The following is a 15,419-nucleotide window of genomic DNA, read 5'->3' on the forward strand; positions in this document are numbered from 1 at the left end:
GCCGTTAGGCAAAATCTAACAACGTTAGTTTCATCGGGAGCGACACCATGGACCCCCACCGGATCGACACGGTCGCGGCGCTGCGCCGGCTCTATGACTTGCCGAGCGAGCGCATCCAGAAGCTGAGCTTCCCCTTCCTCGACGATCACAGCCTGCGCTTCGTCGCGGAATCGCCGCTGGTCTTCGTCGCCACCGCGTCGGAAACCGGCATGGACTGCTCGCCGCGCGGCGGGCGGCCCGGATTCGTCCACGCGGTGGACCGGCGCGAGCTGGCGATCCCCGACTGGCCCGGCAACAACAAGCTGTCCTCGATCGTCAACATCCTGACCTCGGACGGGGCCTGCGGGCTGGTGTTCCTGGTGCCGGAGCAGGATATCTTCCTGCGCGTCAACGGCATCGCCACCGTCACCACGGCGCCCGACCTGCTGGCCGTTCTGGGCGAGGAAGGGCGGCGGCCCAAGGCGGCGATCCGGCTGGCGGTCCGCGAGGCCTTCTTCCATTGCGGCAAGGCGCTGCGCCGCTCCCATCTGTGGCAGCCCGACGCCTGGGCCGTCCCGCAGGGCATGCCGTCGCCGGGGCAGGTGGTGAAGGACCAGTCGGGGCTGGCCGATCTGTCGGTCGAACAGATGGACGCGCATTATCAGCGCGCACTCTCCGAACAGCTCTACAGCGAATCGGAGAGCTGACGCCGTTCGGCCAAACAGTTTCATACTTTTTGCAGTGCGACATTCTGTTGACCGGAAGAAGCGGTTCACGCAATAACTTTGCGCAAGGCCTCCACAGAGGGGCCTGCGAACCGAGCGCGCAAGAGAATGGGACACGCAACGAGATGACCAACTGGATCCGACGCGGCGGCCTGCAAATCGCCCAGCCCCTGTACGACTTCATCGAGACGGAGGCCCTGCCGGGCACCGGTGTCGAGGCCGACGCCCTGTGGTCGGGGCTCGACGCCCTTCTCCATGATCTGGCGCCGCGCAACAAGGCGCTGCTGGAGACTCGCGACGCGCTCCAGGCCAAGATCGACGCGTGGCACGTCGCCCGCCGCGGCCAGATCTTCGACGCCGCCGAGTATGAGGCGTTCCTGCGCGAGATCGGCTATCTGGTGCCGGAGGGCGAGGATTTCGCCATCGGTACCGGCAACGTCGACGACGAGATCGCCCGGCTCGCCGGCCCGCAGCTCGTGGTGCCGATCACCAACGCCCGCTACGCGTTGAACGCGGCGAACGCCCGCTGGGGCAGCCTGTACGACGCGCTCTACGGCACCGACGCCATTCCCGGCCATGCCGCCGCCGGCGGCTACGATCCGGCGCGCGGCGCGCAGGTCATCGCCTGGGCCCGCAAGTTCCTCGACGACAGCGTGCCGCTGGCCGACGCCAGCCACGCCGACGCCGCCGGCTATGCCATCGAGGGCGGCGCGCTCGCCGTGACGCTGAAGGACGGCCGCAAGGTCGGCCTCAAGGACGCCGCCGGGCTCGCCGGCTGGCAGGGCGAGGCCTCGGCGCCGACCGCCGTGCTGCTGGTCCAGAACGGCACCCACATCGAGATCCGCATCGACCGCAGCCACCTGATCGGCAAGGACGACGCCGCCGGCGTCGCCGACGTGGTGCTGGAGGCGGCGCTCTCCACCATCCAGGACTGCGAGGATTCCGTCGCCGCCGTGGACGCCGAGGACAAGGTCGGCGCCTACCGCAACTGGCTGGGCCTGATGAAGGGCACGCTGGAGGCGAGCTTCGCCAAGGGCTCCAAGACCGTCGTCCGCACGCTGAACCCGGACCGGACCTACACGACCCCGACCGGCACCCTGACCCTGCACGGCCGCAGCCTGCTGCTGGTCCGCAACGTCGGTCACCTCATGACCAACGACGCGGTCAAGCTGTCGGACGGCAGCGAGGCGCCGGAAGGCATCCTCGACGGCGTCTTCACGTCGCTGATCGCGCTGCACGACCTGAAGGGCACCGGCCCGCTGCGCAACAGCCGCGCCGGCTCGGTCTACATCGTCAAGCCGAAGATGCACGGCCCCGAGGAGATCGCCTTCGCCAGCGAGCTGTTCGCCCGCGTCGAGGATCTGCTGGGCATGGCCCGCAACACCCTCAAGGTCGGCATCATGGACGAGGAACGGCGGACCACCGTCAACCTCAAGGAATGCATCCGCGCCGCCAAGGATAGGGTGGTGTTCATCAACACCGGCTTCCTCGACCGCACCGGCGACGAGATCCACACCTCGATGGAGGCCGGTCCGGTCGTCCGCAAGGCGGCCATGAAGGCCACCAAGTGGATCGCCGCCTACGAGGACAACAACGTCGACGTCGGTCTGAAGGCCGGGCTGAAGGGCCGCGCGCAGATCGGCAAGGGCATGTGGGCGATGCCCGACCTGATGGCCGACATGCTGGCCGCCAAGATCGGTCACCCGAAGGCCGGCGCCAACACCGCCTGGGTGCCGTCGCCGACCGCCGCCGTGCTGCACGCCACCCATTACCACGCCGTCAACGTCGCCTCGGTGCAGGAGCAGCTCGCCAGCCGGCAGGCCGCCGCGCTGTCCGACATCCTGACCCTGCCGCTCGCCGACCGCCCGAACTGGTCGGAGGAGGAGATCCGCCAGGAGCTGGAGAACAACGCCCAGGGCATCCTCGGCTACGTCGTCCGCTGGATCGACCAGGGCGTCGGCTGCTCCAAGGTGCCGGACATCCACGACGTCGGGCTGATGGAGGACCGCGCCACGCTCCGCATCTCCAGCCAGCACATCGCCAACTGGCTGCACCACGGCGTCTGCACCGAGCCGCAGGTGATGGAGGTGATGAAGCGCATGGCCGCCGTGGTCGACAAGCAGAACGCCGGCGACCCGCTGTACCGTCCGATGGCCGGGAACTTCGACGGCAGCGTCGCCTTCCAGGCGGCCTGCGACCTCGTCTTCAAGGGCCGGGTCCAGCCCAACGGCTACACCGAGCCGGTCCTGCACGCGCGTCGGCGCGAGGCGAAGGCGGCGGCCTCGGCGTAAGGCTGGCGCACTTTTGAGAACAGGCCCCCGTCCCGCAAGGGCGGGGGCCTTTTTCGTGTCAGAAGCCGGCGATGACCCGGTCGGCCGTCGCCTCGTTCAGCGCCGCCGGCACGTTGTAGAGCGCGGTCAGGCGGATCAGCGCCTTCACGTCGACGTCGTGCGGCAGCGGCGTCAGCGGGTCGATGAAGAAGAACAGGGCGTCGATCCTCCCCTCGGCGATCAGCGCGCCGATCTGCTGGTCGCCGCCGAGCGGGCCGCTCTTCAGCGGGGTCAGGTCCAGTTCCGGGCAGGCCTCCTTGATCAGCCCGCCGGTGGTGCCGGTGGCGAACAGGGTGTGGGGCTGGAGCTTGGCCCGGTGGCGCACCACCCAGTCGACGAAGGACGGTTTCAAGCGGTCGTGGGAAATCAGGGCGGCCTGCAAGGCGGGACTCCTTCAACGCGGTCCGGGAAAGGCTAGCGCATCGGGCAGGGCGTGGAAAGCCGGCGCCGCCGTCCGGAAAGTTCGCCGTATCAGGCTGTTGCGGTCTTCCCGCCGATCGACAGGATGCGCACCGCCACCTGTTTGGTGAAGGGGCTGACGGCGAAATACTCGTAGCCGACCGCGTGCCCGGCGGCGAACTCCTGGAAGGCGCGGTACTCGTCCTCGCGCCAGCTCCGGTTCCCGATATACTCGTCGAAGACGACGACGCTGCCGGGCATCAGCCGGCCGGCGAGCGCCGCCAGCACGGTGCGGGCCGAGGCGTAGATGTCGCTGTCGACGTTGACGAAGCGCACCGGCCCCGGATGCGCGGCCAGGAAGGGCGGCAGGCTGTCCTCGAACCAGCCGACATGCAGACGGGCGTTGGCGCGCACCGCCGGCAGTTGGCGCCCGGTGGTCAGCACGCCGCGCGGGGCGTTGACCCAGCCCTCCGGCAGCCCCTCGAAGGAATCGAAGCCGTGCACCTCCTGCCCGGCGGCCTCGGCCAGATGGTCGAGCGAGGTGCCGCGGCGGACGCCGAACTCCAGCACCAATCCCGGAACCGTGGCTTCGGTCAGCGCGTGGCGCAGCAGCCGGCCGCTGCTGCCGAACAGGCGCAGGTCGGCGGCGAGGTCCGGCAGCAGGGCCAGCGCCCCGTCGACCAGCGGGCGGTGCTTGGGCGCCGGGACGATGTGCGCCGCCTCGACGGCGCGGGCCTCGTCGGCGCGGCCGAGCAGCAGCAGGGTGGCGCAGAGATAGGCCCAGTATTTGCCGTTCGCCCCGCCGCAACGGGTGGCGCGGCGCAGGCGGCGCAGCGCCTCGTCGGGGCCGAGCCCATGCATCGCCTGGGCGTGGCTGCCGAACCAGCCGGCGGCGTGCTCCGGATCCTCGGCCAGCAGCGCCTCGAAGCTTTTCAGGGCGTCGGAGTCGCGGCCGAGGCAGGCCTCGCTGGTCGCCGCCTCGAACAGCAGGTCGATGCCGCGCTCGCCGTCGGCCAGCGCCGTGCGGGTGGTGGCGAGCGCGTCGTGGTAGCGGGCGTCGCGCCGGTAGGCCCCGGCCAGCAGCGCGCGGATGCCGGGCAGGCCGGGGGCGAGGCGGGCCAGCCGCTCGAACCAGCGCACGGCGGGGAAGGGGGCGTTGGCCGTCTGATGGGCTTGCCCGAGATGCAGCAGCGCGTCGGGGTCGTCGGGCCGCTCGGCGGCCACGCGGCGGAAATGGGCCAGCGCCTTGTCCGGCTCCCGGTGGCCGAGATGGGCCAGCCCGAGCAGCCGGTGGCGTTCCGTTCCCTCGGGCGCGTCCTGCCTCAGACGGCGCAGGGCGATTCGGTAGCGGCGCGCGTCGATCAGGGCGCGCGCCTCGGAAAGGACGGGATCGGTCAGGGGCAAGGCATCACGGCAAGCGGTGGAACGTCCAGACGGAGGCCGGCGGCAGGTTCCGGGCGATCCAGGCGTGGCGGCGCGGTTTCAGGCGCAGCCGGCGGATCAGTTCCGGATTCACCGGGGCGAAGGGGCCGTAGGTGAATTGCACGAAAACCCCGTCGGGCGCCAGCACGGAAAAGGCGCCGCGCACGACCCGCGCCTGCACCGAGAGCGGCATGGCGATCAGCGGCAGGCCGGACACCACGCTGTCGCAGGTTTCCCAGCCATGCTCGTGGACGATCTTCTGGATTCGCGTGGCGTCGCCCCGGACCACCCCGGCGCCGGGGTGCAGCGTGGAGAGGTGGTCGGCGAAGGCGGCGTCCAGCTCGATCATGAGCAGGTCGCGGGCGGCCGTGCCGTGCTCGCGCAGCGCCGCCGTGACCGGGCCGGTGCCGGGGCCGAGCTCCACCACGCGCCGGCCGGGGCCGCTGGCCGCCGCCCGGGCCATCGCCCGGCACAGCTCGGTTCCGCTCGGCGTCACCGATGCAACCTTCAAGGGAGAGCGAATCCACCGCTCGACGAAGAGCTTGCGTTCCGCCAGTGACATCAGCCCACCTCCGCCCCAAATGCCCTGACCGCGATATGGTCTTGCATCGCTCCTTTCTACCGGGATGCGTTTCATTGCGCCAGCGCAATGGATTTTGAACGATCGTTTAACAATACAGTTACACGGGTATGACATTTTTTGTTAATGGTTTGATGGCAAGATGGTTTCGGTTCTTTCCAATCCGTTGATCCAATGACACTCTGTTCACAAAGCCGGGGCAACCGGCGCCATGGTCTCTCCGGGAGGGTGCAACCTTGAACAGCCTGCTTCTGCGGCACAAAATTCCTGGCGCGCTGGTCGCCTCGGCGGTTCTGTCGGCGGTCCTGCTCGGCAGCTTCGCCTATTCGGCGGCCACCGACCGCCTGCGTGACGCCGCCCAGGACAAGCTTGTGGCCCTGGCCAACGCGCGCGGCGCCAGCGTCCAGTCCTACATCGAGGGGCTGGAGGGCGACGTCGTGCTGACCGCCAACACGCGTTCGATGCGCGACGCCGTGGTGGCGCTGAACAATGGCTGGCGAATCGAGGCCGACCGCGGCGACCCGTCGGCCCAGCTCCGCAAGCGCTACGTGGACGGCAACCCGCATCCGGCGGCCGAGCGCTACAAGCTGGAGAAGCCGGAAGGCAGCACCATGTACGACATGGCGCATCTGCGGCTGCATTCCTGGATGATGGACCTGATGCTGCGGCGCGGGCTGGCCGACGTGCTGGTGCTGAACCCGGACGGCACGGTGCTCTACAGCACCGCCAAGGGGGCGGATTTCGCCACCTCCGTCGCCTCCACCCCGCTCGGCGCCTTCCTGGAGGAGGTCAAGCGCGACCCGAAGCCGGGCGCCGCCCGCATCCTCGACTTCACCCCCTACACCCCGGCTGGCGGGGTGCCTTCGGCCTTCCTCGCCAGCCCGGTCGTGCTTCAGCAACCCGACGGCGGGGTGCAGACCCTCGCGGTGCTGGCCTTCCGCATCCAGTCCGAAGGGCTGGACCGCATCATGCGCACCACCGAGGGCATGGGGGACAGCGGCGACACCTTCCTGATGGGGACCGACGGCAAGCTGCGCAGCACGCCGCGCTTCGCCAGCGAGATGGCGGTCCTGAAGCCCTATGTCGGCGGGGCGGCGGCGACGATCGGCGCCGACAGCGACGGCATGGGCGTGGTCGAGGCCAGCAACGTGCGCGGAACCGGCCCGGCGCTCACCGCCTACCGGCCGCTGAAGCACCCGACGCTGCGCTGGACGGTGCTGGCCGAGGCGGCGGTCGACGAGATCCTCGCGCCGGTCCATTCCATGCGCAACCAGATGATCATGGCGGGCGCCGGCCTGCTGCTGGTCGTCTGCCTGGTCGGCGTGGTCTTTGCCCGCGGCATCACCCGCCCGTTGTCGGCGATGAGCGACGCGATGCAGCGGCTCGCCGACGGCGAGCGCCAGCTCGAGGTTCCCGCCCGCGGGCGCACCGACGAGATCGGCCGGATGGCCGGCGCCATGCAGGTCTTCAAGGAAGCGCTGATCCGCGCCGACGAGCTGCACGCGGAGCAGGATCGCGTCCGTGCCCTGCGCGAGGAGCGCACCAAGCAGCTGGAGCGGGTGACCCAGAGCTTCGACGCGCGGGTCGGCGGCATCGTCCGGGCGGTGAGCGTCGCGGCCGGCGGGCTGGAGACGACCGCCAGGTCGATGAGCGACGGCGCCGACCAGACCCTGCACGAGGCGACCAGCGTCGCGGCGGCGGCCGAGCAGACCGCCTCGAACGTCGGCACGGTGGCCTCGGCGGCGAACCAGCTCCGCGCCTCGATCGGCGACATCGGCCGCCACATCGAGGAATCGGGCCGCATCACCCAGGCGGCGGTCGGGGCGGCGGCCCAGGCCGGCGAGACGATGCGGGTCGTGGTCGAGACCGCCAACCGCATCGGCGCGGTGGTGCAGCTCATCCACGACATCGCCGCGCAGACCAACCTGCTGGCGCTGAACGCCACCATCGAGGCGGCGCGCGCCGGGGAGGCCGGCAAGGGCTTCGCCGTGGTGGCGTCGGAGGTCAAGAGCCTCGCCAACCAGACCGGCAAGGCGACCGAGGAGATCTCCGGCCAGATCGCCACCATGCAGTCGGTGACCGACGGGGCGGCGGCGTCGATCGGCCAGATCGTCACCGTCATCGAGGACATGGGCCGCATCTCCGGCGTCGTCGCCAGCGCCATCGACGAGCAGGGAACGGCGACCATGGAGATCGCCGCCAACGCCGAGCAGGCGGCCAAGGCGACGCAATCGGTCACCTCGATCATCGACGGCGTCGCGCGGGCGGCGGACACCACCAAGACGACGGCGAACGAGGTGCTGACCTCCTCGCAGGATCTGACCAAGCAGGCCGGGCATCTGCGCAGCGAGATCGAGCGGTTCCTCGCCGACATCAAGGCGGCGTGACGCGGGCATGATCCAAGAGCGCAAGGCACGTTTGCGGTAAGACCGCAATCCTGCCTTGTGTCATCCTTTCCCACTGCTATGCTTTGGGTCAGGCTTCGGCACCGGCGGCGCTCCACGGGAGGGCTGCCGGTGCCGCGACCCGATCGGGGAGGGAAAACAAAGGCATGCCGACGCGCGCACCCGCACATCCGGACCAGGACAGCGCCGATCTGTTCGACGACCGCGGCAAGCCGCCCCGGCTGCTCGAACTGGACGTCGCGTCGATCAGCGAGAATCCGAGCCAGCCGCGCCGCCATTTCGACCCGGACGAGATGCGCAGCCTCGCCGATTCGATCGCCGACTACGGGATGAAGCAGCCGATCCTGGTGCAGGAGGTGGTCGGCGGCTACCGGCTGGTGGCCGGCGAGCGGCGGCTGCGGGCGCACCGCATGCTGGGGCTGGCGACCATCCACGCGCTGGCGACCTCCGGCAACCCCGACGAGCTGGCGCTGGTGGAGAATGTCCAGCGGGTCGACCTCGACGCGCTGGAACTGGCGGAGGCGCTGGAGCGGCTGATCGACCGCTACGGTTACACGCAGGAGCAGCTCGGCCGCATCATCGGCAAGAGCCAGAGCAACGTTAGCCACACCCTGCGCCTCAACACGCTGCCGCCGGAGATCAAGCGGGAATACGCGGCGGAGCACCGCGACGTGTCGCGCTCCACCCTGATCGAAATCGCCTGGATCAAGGATCTGGCGGAGCAGATGGTCCAATGGGAGCAGGTGAAGGCCGGCGACCGCACCGTCCAGGCGGCGCGAAGCCGCAAGGACGACGCCAAGGAGCCCAGCCTGCGCACGATGTCGGCGGTGGGCCGCTTCCTGGAGGCGCTGCGGCGGGCGACCCGCAGGCTTGGCGACCCGCGCGAGCACCGGGCCTATCTGGACGACGCCCAACGCCGCGAGCTTCTCAGCCTGCGGCGGCGGATCGACCTGCTGCTCGGCGACGAGGAGCCGATGGTGGATTGAGGCGGGTCAGTCGGTCAGGAACGGGTTGTACAGACGCTCCTCGCCAAAGGTCGACATCGGGCCGTGGCCGGGGATGAAGGCGATGTCGTCGCCGTAGGGAAGCAGCTTCTCCTTGATCGACGCGATCAGGTCGCCGTGGTTGCCGCGTGGGAAGTCGGTGCGGCCGACCGAGCCCTGGAACAGCACGTCGCCGACGATGGCAAGCTTGCTCGGCCGGTGGATGAACACGACGTGGCCGGGCGTGTGGCCGGGGCAATGGCGCACCTCCAGCGTCAGCGTGCCGACCGTGACCGTCTCGCCGTCGGCCAGCCAGCGGCCGGGGGTGAAGGAGCGCACCGGCGGAAAGCCGAACATCTTGCTCTGCTGCGGCATGCCGTCGATCCAGAACTGGTCGTCGGGGTGCGGTCCCTCGATGGGCAGCGACAGCTTGTCGGCGAGGTCGGCGACGCCGCCGGCGTGGTCGATGTGGCCGTGGGTGACCAGGATTTTCTCCAGCGTCACGCCCTTGGATTCGGCCGCGCCCAGGATGCGGTCGAGGTCGCCGCCGGGATCGACCGCCGCCCCCCTCATCGTCTCGGGGCACCAGAAGACCGTGCAGTTCTGCTGGAAGGGCGTGACCGGAACGATGACGTATTGCATGCCTTGTCCTCATGGGAAAAAACGGCGTTCGGCGTGCGCGGACCTTAACGCGGCGGCGGAAGTCGGAGCAAGCCGGCGTTCTTACTCGCGTTGTGTGTGAAAAGTCGCTACTGTCCAGGCGTCTGATCGGCTTGTGCCTTTCGGGCATCTTGCGTGCGCTTTTTTCAATCCTCGCCTTTAGGAACGGGTTCCGCCGGAATGCTGTCGCAGAAAGCCAAATACGCGCTTCGTGCCCTGATCATGCTGGCTGAGCGGACCGACGACGAGTTGACCCTGATCGCCGACATCGCCGAACGGGAGAACATACCGCGCAAGTTTCTGGAAGCCATCCTGGTGGAGTTGCGCAAGCATGGGCTGCTGTTCGCCAAGCGCGGCAAGAGCGGCGGCTACCGTCTGGCCCGCCCGGCGTCGGACATCTCCTTCGGCGAGGTGATCCGGCTGGTCGACGGCCATCTGGCGCCGATCCCCTGCGCCAGCAAATTCTCCTTCAAGCCGTGCGACGACTGCATCGATCCCGGCACCTGCTCGGTGCGCTGGCTGATGGTGCAGGTGCGCGACGCCACCGCCAACGTGCTCGACAACCGCACCCTGTCCGACGCGCTGCGCCACCGCCAGTCCACCGGTGACCTGGCCGCGAATTTCGACATCTGACCCAGGCTTTCCGGCGCCGGGCCTTGTCACGGGATCAGGTCGACCGCGACGAACACGCGGTCGAGCGCCCGGTTGGTGACTTCGCGCAGGATGCCCGCCTCGATCAGCTCATCGACCAGAAGCTGGGCGCCGCGGAAGGTGGTCCCCAGCCGTTTCTGGACCCGGCGCACCGTGAAGGCGGGCTGCTCGAACAGGCCGTCCATCACCTCGGGCAGGCGCGAGTTGCGGCGGCGCTGGCCGATGCGCCGCCGCCAGGATTCGGCGGCGTGATCCAGCGCCGCCAGCCTGTGGCGCTCCCGCCGCGCCGTCTCCGCGACCGCGTCGGCCAGCCAGACGCGCCAGTCCTCGCCGTCGCCGCGCGCCGCGATGGCCGAGGCCGTGCGGTCGGTCCACAGCGCCGTGGACATCGGCAGCCACAGATCCGGCAACCGGCAGCAGCGCCCCACCGCCAGCGCCGCGAGCAGCCGGGCGGGAGGGACCGTCCAGGCGGGGGAGCGCAGGTCGGGTCGCGGGCGCAGCAGTTCGGCCAGCAGCCCGACGCCCCCCAGCAGGGCGGGCGCCTGCGCCGCGTCGTCGAGCCGGCCGAGCAGGGCGACGGCGTCCAGTTCGCGCTCCGGCGACAGGGTCAGGCGGGCCGGATCGCGCCCCGACACGCCGGCCTGCATGACCCGCCAGGAGGCCTCGACCCAGCCGAGCGTCCAGGGCGGCGGTGATTCGCCCCGCCCGGCGGAGTCCGGGTCGCCGGATTCCGGTTCGTCGTCCGCTTCGCCATCCGGCCCCGCCTCCAGCCCCGCCTCCAGCGCGGCCACGGCCCGCCACGCCTCGGCCGCCGCGCCATGCTCCACGGGGCGCCGCGCCGCCGATCCGGCCCGCTTGGCCGGAGCCGGCATCGCGCCCTGCGCGAACAGCGCCCCCTGCCACAGGGCGTGCACCGATTGGGCGTCCGGCCGGCCGGCCGTGGGCACCAGATCGGGGTTGACGGTGGCGATCATGAAATCGGTGGCGTCGACCGCCACCCCGTCGAGCCGCGCGGCCGCGCACGCCTCCCGCCGCGCCGAATCGGCCCACAGGCGGCGCCGCCGCTCCGGCGACCGGCAGGCTTCCGCCAAGCGCCCCAGCGCCCGTTCCGCCTCCAGCAGCGCCGTCAAAAATGTGGGGGAGGGTGGGCTCATCGGGATTCGGGCTTGCGGGAGAAGAGGGGGAGCCCAATGATACCAAACGGTCTGATGGCTTTCAGTGTTAAATGACAGTGTGAAATGATCAATCGGCGGGATCGGATTTCCGGCCTCCAGGCTGAGTATTTTTATATTGTTTTTCAATATGTTGATTGAAAATCTCGGGAATTTTCGGGTTTTGGGATAAAAAAGCGCTTTCCAGCGTGGAACCGGTTTGGCAATCTCTATTCAGAAAATAGAAATGAAGCCGTGGTTTTTTGTGTGAAATTCTGCGGCCTCCGGGACCAACCGAAGGAGACTCCGATGTCGTTTCGTCGCCGCCTGTCCCTCCTGGCCGCAGGGCTTACGCTGGCCTGGCTGGGCGTTGCCGCTGCCGACGCGCAGGATAACCTCCTGAACGTCTCATACGATCCCACCCGTGAGCTGTACGTCGATTTCAACAAGGCCTTCGCCAAGAAGTGGCAGGCCGAGACCGGCCACACGCTGACCGTCAAGCAGTCGCATGGCGGCTCCGGCAAGCAGGCCCGCTCGGTGATCGACGGTCTCGACGCCGACGTCGTCACGCTGGCGCTCGGCTACGACATCGACGCCATCGCCGACGCCGGGCAGCTGGCGAAGAACTGGCAGAGCCGGCTTCCCAACAACAGCGCCCCATACACCTCGACCATCGTGTTCCTGGTGCGCAAGGGCAACCCCAAGGCCATCAAGGACTGGAACGATCTGGTGAAGCCGGGCGTGTCGGTCATCACCCCGAACCCCAAGACCTCCGGCGGCGCCCGCTGGAACTATCTGGCGGCCTGGGCCTACGCCCTGGAGAAGAACGGCAACGACGAGGCCAAGGCCAAGGAGTTCGTCGGCCAGCTCTTCAAGAACGTGCCGGTGCTGGACAGCGGCGCCCGCGGCTCGACCGTGACCTTCACCCAGCGCGAGCTGGGCGACGTCCTGCTGGCCTGGGAGAACGAGGCCTACCTGTCGCTCCAGGAGTTCGGCGCCGACAAGTTCGAGATCGTCGTTCCCAGCCTGTCGATCCTCGCCGAGCCGCCGGTCGCGGTGGTCGACGCGGTGGTCGACCGCAAGGGAAGCCGCAAGGTCGCCGAGGCGTATCTGCAATTCCTCTACACCCGCGAGGGGCAGGAGATCGCCGCGAAGAACTTCTACCGTCCGCGCCTGCCGGAACTGGCAACCCAGTATGCGGGGCGCTTCGCCGATGTTAAGCTGGTCACGATCGACCAGACCTTCGGCGGCTGGCGTCCGACGCAGGAGAAGCATTTCGCGGATGGCGGTGTCTTCGACCAGATCTACCAGAAGGGCCGCTGATCCGTGGTCGCAGCCTCTTCGACCGACACCGCGTTCCCCAGGGCGGGGGGCGCGGTGACGTCCATCCTCCGGAAACCCAGCGTGATCCCCGGATTCGGCCTGACGCTGGGCTTCACGCTGACCTATCTGAGCATCCTCGTCCTGCTGCCGCTCGGCGCCCTGATCGCCAAGGCCGGCGGGCTGGGCTGGAGCGGATTCTGGAACGCGGTGCTGACGCCGCGCGTGTGGGCCGCCTTCGAGGTCAGCTTCGGGCTGTCGCTGGTCGCCGCCGCCGTCAACGCGGTGTTCGGCTTCATCGTCGCCTGGGTGCTGGTGCGCTACAGCTTTCCCGGCAAGCGGCTGGTCGACGCGCTGGTCGATCTGCCCTTCGCCCTGCCGACGGCGGTGGCCGGCATCGCGCTCAGCGCGCTCTACGCGCCGAATGGCTGGGTGGGGAAGCCGTTGAACGAGCTGTTCGGGTTGAAGGTCGCCTTCACGCCGATCGGCATCGCCATCGCGCTGACCTTCATCGGCCTGCCCTTCGTCGTCCGCACGGTGCAGCCGATCCTGGAGGATCTGCCGCCGGAGGAGGAGGAGGCCGCCGTCTCGCTCGGCGCCACCCGTGGCCAGACCTTCCGCCGCGTCGTGTTTCCGGCGGTGCTGCCGGCGCTGGTGACCGGCTTCGCCCTGTCCTTCGCGCGCGGGGTCGGCGAGTACGGCTCGGTCATCTTCATCGCCGGCAACATGCCCGGCCTGACCGAGATCCTGCCGTTGCTGATCGTCATCAAGCTGGAGCAGTATGATTACGCCGGCGCGGCGGCGGTCGGCACCGCGATGCTGCTGGTGTCCTTCGTCATGCTGCTGGTCCTCAACCTGCTGCAAACCTGGATGAGGTCGCGCCATGCCCGCTAACCGTTCCGGCGTGGCGCTCAGCGATCCGGCCTGGATGCGCCGGCTGCTGATCGGCACCGCCCTGGCCTTCCTCGCCCTGTTCCTGCTGCTGCCGCTGGTCGCGGTGTTCGCCGAGGCGCTGCGGCGCGGCTTCGGCGCCTACTGGGCCGCGCTGGTCGAGGAGGATGCGGTCGCCGCCATCAAGCTGACGCTGATCGTCGCCGCCATCGCCGTGCCGGCCAACCTGGTGTTCGGCGTCGCCGCCTCCTGGTGCGTCGCCAAGTTCGACTTCCGCGGCAAGAATCTGCTGATCACGCTGATCGATCTGCCCTTCTCGGTCTCGCCGGTGATCTCCGGCCTGATCTACGTGCTGCTGTTCGGCCTGAACGGCCTGATGGGGCCGTTCCTGAAGGCGCAGGGCATCCAGATCATCTTCGCCGTGCCCGGCCTCGTGCTCGCCACCATCTTCGTCACCTTCCCCTTCGTCGCGCGCGAGCTGATCCCGCTGATGCAGGAGCAGGGGTCGGAGGAGGAGGAGGCGGCGCTGGTGCTGGGGGCGAGCGGCTGGCAGACCTTCTTCCGGGTGACGCTGCCCAACATCAAGTGGGGGCTGCTCTACGGCGTGCTGCTGTGCAACGCGCGCGCGATGGGCGAGTTCGGCGCCGTGTCGGTGGTGTCCGGCCATGTCCGCGGCTACACCAACACGATGCCGCTCCACGTCGAAATTCTGTACAACGAATACAACTTCGTCGCCGCCTTCGCGGTGGCCTCGGTGCTGGCCATGCTCGCCCTCGTCACGCTGGTGGTGAAGACGGTGCTGGAATGGCGCTTCGGGGCCGAGCTGGCGGCCACACGGCACAAGTAGGGGTTCGGCGTCGATGGCGATCCAGGTTTCGGGAATCACCAAGCAATTCGGGTCCTACAAGGCGCTCGATGCGGTCGATCTGGAGGTGCGGTCGGGCGAGCTTCTGGCTCTGCTCGGGCCGTCCGGGTCGGGGAAGACCACGCTGCTGCGCATCATGGCCGGGCTGGAAAGCCCGGACGCCGGCAGCCTGCAACTGAACGGCGAGGAGGCGCTGGGGCTGAAGCCGCGCGACCGTCAGGTCGGCTTCGTGTTCCAGCATTACGCCCTGTTCCGCCACATGACCGTTTTCGACAACGTCGCCTTCGGCCTGAAGGTGCGGCCGCGCGGCCAGCGGTTCGGCAACGCCGAGATCAAGCGCCGGGTCACCGAGCTGCTGGAGTTGGTCCAGCTCGGCCATTTCTCCGACCGCTACCCGGCGCAGCTTTCCGGCGGCCAGCGCCAGCGCGTGGCGCTCGCTCGTGCGCTGGCGATCGAGCCGAAGGTGCTGCTGCTCGACGAACCGTTCGGCGCGCTCGACGCCAAGGTGCGCAAGGAGCTGCGGCGCTGGCTGCGCAAGCTGCACGACGACATCCACATCACCTCGGTCTTCGTCACCCACGACCAGGAGGAGGCGCTGGAACTGGCCGACCGCGTGGTGGTGATGAGCCAGGGGCGGATCGAGCAGATCGGCTCGCCGGCCGAGGTCTACGACCATCCCTCATCGGCCTTCGTCTACGAGTTTCTTGGGCAGGTGAACCGCTTCGACTGCACGGTCGAGGACGGGGTGGCGCGGATCGGCAACGGCGCCCTGTCGATACCGACCGATCCGGCGGTGCGGGGAGCGGCCATCGCCTATGTGCGTCCGCACGATCTCGGCGTCAGCCCGGCCGCCGGTGGGCCGGGGCGGATCTCGGGCGTCCATGTCGTCGGGCCGGACGCGCGCGTCGAGATCGAGCTTGCCGGCCTGTCGCTGGAGGCGGAGATGGACCGCGAGCGTTTCGGCGCGCTCGGCATCGCGCTGGGCGACCGCTGCGCGGTTCACATCGACCGCGCCCGCGTGTTCGCGCGCTGAAGGACGGGACCGGGGCCGATCAGTC

The 15,419-nt window shown here is 69.2% G+C and carries 15 protein-coding genes (1 of these 15 only partly in view); 9 read left to right on the forward strand and 6 right to left on the reverse strand.

Annotated features, from left to right (window positions below; all coding sequences use genetic code 11):
* The first annotated feature begins 47 nt into the window (after positions 1 to 47).
* Positions 48 to 686 (forward strand): MSMEG_1061 family FMN-dependent PPOX-type flavoprotein, encoded by a 639-nt coding sequence (locus tag JN22_RS10495; RefSeq protein WP_085553886.1) that lies wholly within the window; start codon positions 48 to 50, stop codon positions 684 to 686.
* A 143-nt stretch (positions 687 to 829) separates the two neighbouring features.
* Positions 830 to 2,995, forward strand: a complete 2,166-nt coding sequence (locus JN22_RS10500) for a malate synthase G (protein WP_085553887.1) — start codon at positions 830 to 832, stop codon at positions 2,993 to 2,995.
* Positions 2,996 to 3,053: 58 nt separating this feature from the next.
* On the opposite strand, the gene JN22_RS10505 is transcribed toward JN22_RS10500, so the two are convergent.
* The 3 genes from JN22_RS10505 to JN22_RS10515 form a co-directional block, all read right to left on the reverse strand.
* The gene (locus JN22_RS10505) at positions 3,054 to 3,416 is read right to left on the reverse strand and encodes a methylglyoxal synthase (protein WP_085553888.1); all 363 of its coding nucleotides are present in this window, start codon (positions 3,414 to 3,416) and stop codon (positions 3,054 to 3,056) included.
* Between the two features lie 89 nt (positions 3,417 to 3,505).
* Positions 3,506 to 4,837 (reverse strand): class I SAM-dependent methyltransferase, encoded by a 1,332-nt coding sequence (locus tag JN22_RS10510; RefSeq protein WP_085553889.1) that lies wholly within the window; start codon positions 4,835 to 4,837, stop codon positions 3,506 to 3,508.
* 4 nt (positions 4,838 to 4,841) lie between these two features.
* Positions 4,842 to 5,417, reverse strand: coding sequence for a class I SAM-dependent methyltransferase (locus JN22_RS10515; protein ID WP_085553890.1), 576 nt, complete (start codon positions 5,415 to 5,417; stop codon positions 4,842 to 4,844).
* A gap of 254 nt (positions 5,418 to 5,671) precedes the next feature.
* Between JN22_RS10515 and JN22_RS10520 the strand changes: the two genes are divergently transcribed.
* Together JN22_RS10520 and JN22_RS10525 are read left to right on the forward strand one after the other, a co-directional pair.
* On the forward strand, positions 5,672 to 7,822 hold the full coding sequence (locus JN22_RS10520; protein ID WP_085553891.1) for a methyl-accepting chemotaxis protein: 2,151 nt from the start codon (positions 5,672 to 5,674) through the stop codon (positions 7,820 to 7,822).
* Positions 7,823 to 7,986: 164 nt separating this feature from the next.
* Positions 7,987 to 8,826, forward strand: a complete 840-nt coding sequence (locus JN22_RS10525) for a ParB/RepB/Spo0J family partition protein (protein ID WP_085553892.1) — start codon at positions 7,987 to 7,989, stop codon at positions 8,824 to 8,826.
* A gap of 6 nt (positions 8,827 to 8,832) precedes the next feature.
* Here the strand turns inward: JN22_RS10525 and JN22_RS10530 are convergent, their stop codons facing one another.
* Positions 8,833 to 9,465, reverse strand: coding sequence for an MBL fold metallo-hydrolase (locus tag JN22_RS10530; protein WP_085553893.1), 633 nt, complete (start codon positions 9,463 to 9,465; stop codon positions 8,833 to 8,835).
* Between the two features lie 198 nt (positions 9,466 to 9,663).
* On the opposite strand from JN22_RS10530, the gene JN22_RS10535 reads away from it, so the two are divergent.
* Positions 9,664 to 10,116, forward strand: coding sequence for an RrF2 family transcriptional regulator (locus JN22_RS10535; RefSeq protein ID WP_085553894.1), 453 nt, complete (start codon positions 9,664 to 9,666; stop codon positions 10,114 to 10,116).
* 26 nt (positions 10,117 to 10,142) lie between these two features.
* Here the strand turns inward: JN22_RS10535 and JN22_RS10540 are convergent, their stop codons facing one another.
* Complete coding sequence (locus JN22_RS10540) at positions 10,143 to 11,288, reverse strand: hypothetical protein (protein WP_085553895.1); 1,146 nt, start codon at positions 11,286 to 11,288, stop codon at positions 10,143 to 10,145.
* A 306-nt stretch (positions 11,289 to 11,594) separates the two neighbouring features.
* On the opposite strand from JN22_RS10540, the gene JN22_RS10545 reads away from it, so the two are divergent.
* The 4 genes from JN22_RS10545 to JN22_RS10560 all read left to right on the forward strand — a co-directional run bounded on the left by JN22_RS10545 (position 11,595) and on the right by JN22_RS10560 (position 15,394).
* Positions 11,595 to 12,608 carry a sulfate ABC transporter substrate-binding protein gene (locus JN22_RS10545; RefSeq protein WP_085553896.1) on the forward strand — a complete coding sequence of 338 codons (1,014 nt, stop codon included), beginning with the start codon at positions 11,595 to 11,597 and terminating at the stop codon, positions 12,606 to 12,608.
* 81 nt (positions 12,609 to 12,689) lie between these two features.
* On the forward strand, positions 12,690 to 13,499 hold the full coding sequence (cysT, locus tag JN22_RS10550) for a sulfate ABC transporter permease subunit CysT (RefSeq protein ID WP_247877503.1): 810 nt from the start codon (positions 12,690 to 12,692) through the stop codon (positions 13,497 to 13,499).
* On the forward strand, positions 13,489 to 14,343 hold the full coding sequence (gene cysW / locus JN22_RS10555; RefSeq protein ID WP_085553898.1) for a sulfate ABC transporter permease subunit CysW: 855 nt from the start codon (positions 13,489 to 13,491) through the stop codon (positions 14,341 to 14,343). The genes cysT and cysW overlap by 11 nt, the downstream gene beginning before the upstream one ends.
* Before the next feature lie 13 nt (positions 14,344 to 14,356).
* Positions 14,357 to 15,394, forward strand: a complete 1,038-nt coding sequence (locus tag JN22_RS10560; RefSeq protein WP_085553899.1) for a sulfate/molybdate ABC transporter ATP-binding protein — start codon at positions 14,357 to 14,359, stop codon at positions 15,392 to 15,394.
* Between the two features lie 19 nt (positions 15,395 to 15,413).
* On the opposite strand, the gene JN22_RS10565 is transcribed toward JN22_RS10560, so the two are convergent.
* On the reverse strand, positions 15,414 to 15,419 hold the final stretch of the coding sequence (locus tag JN22_RS10565) for a monovalent cation:proton antiporter-2 (CPA2) family protein (RefSeq protein ID WP_085553900.1). The gene runs 1,698 nt beyond the window's last position; 6 of the gene's 1,704 nt are visible here — the last part of the coding sequence; its start codon lies off the right edge, out of view; the stop codon is at positions 15,414 to 15,416.

It is taken from the genome of Azospirillum agricola (assembly GCF_020005195.1).
Taxonomy (GTDB): Bacteria; Pseudomonadota; Alphaproteobacteria; order Azospirillales; family Azospirillaceae; genus Azospirillum; species Azospirillum agricola.

Bases quoted from the DNA above. Each gene is read 5' to 3' on its own strand.
- JN22_RS10495 (WP_085553886.1), top strand. From the start codon at position 48: ATGGACCCCCACCGGATCGACACGGTCGCGGCGCTGCGCCGGCTCTAT.
- JN22_RS10500 (WP_085553887.1), top strand. From the start codon at position 830: ATGACCAACTGGATCCGACGCGGCGGCCTGCAAATCGCCCAGCCCCTG.
- JN22_RS10515 (WP_085553890.1), bottom strand. From the start codon at position 5,417: ATGTCACTGGCGGAACGCAAGCTCTTCGTCGAGCGGTGGATTCGCTCT.
- JN22_RS10525 (WP_085553892.1), top strand. From the start codon at position 7,987: ATGCCGACGCGCGCACCCGCACATCCGGACCAGGACAGCGCCGATCTG.
- JN22_RS10530 (WP_085553893.1), bottom strand. From the start codon at position 9,465: ATGCAATACGTCATCGTTCCGGTCACGCCCTTCCAGCAGAACTGCACG.
- JN22_RS10535 (WP_085553894.1), top strand. From the start codon at position 9,664: ATGCTGTCGCAGAAAGCCAAATACGCGCTTCGTGCCCTGATCATGCTG.
- JN22_RS10540 (WP_085553895.1), bottom strand. From the start codon at position 11,288: ATGAGCCCACCCTCCCCCACATTTTTGACGGCGCTGCTGGAGGCGGAA.
- JN22_RS10545 (WP_085553896.1), top strand. From the start codon at position 11,595: ATGTCGTTTCGTCGCCGCCTGTCCCTCCTGGCCGCAGGGCTTACGCTG.
- cysW (WP_085553898.1), top strand. From the start codon at position 13,489: ATGCCCGCTAACCGTTCCGGCGTGGCGCTCAGCGATCCGGCCTGGATG.
- JN22_RS10560 (WP_085553899.1), top strand. From the start codon at position 14,357: ATGGCGATCCAGGTTTCGGGAATCACCAAGCAATTCGGGTCCTACAAG.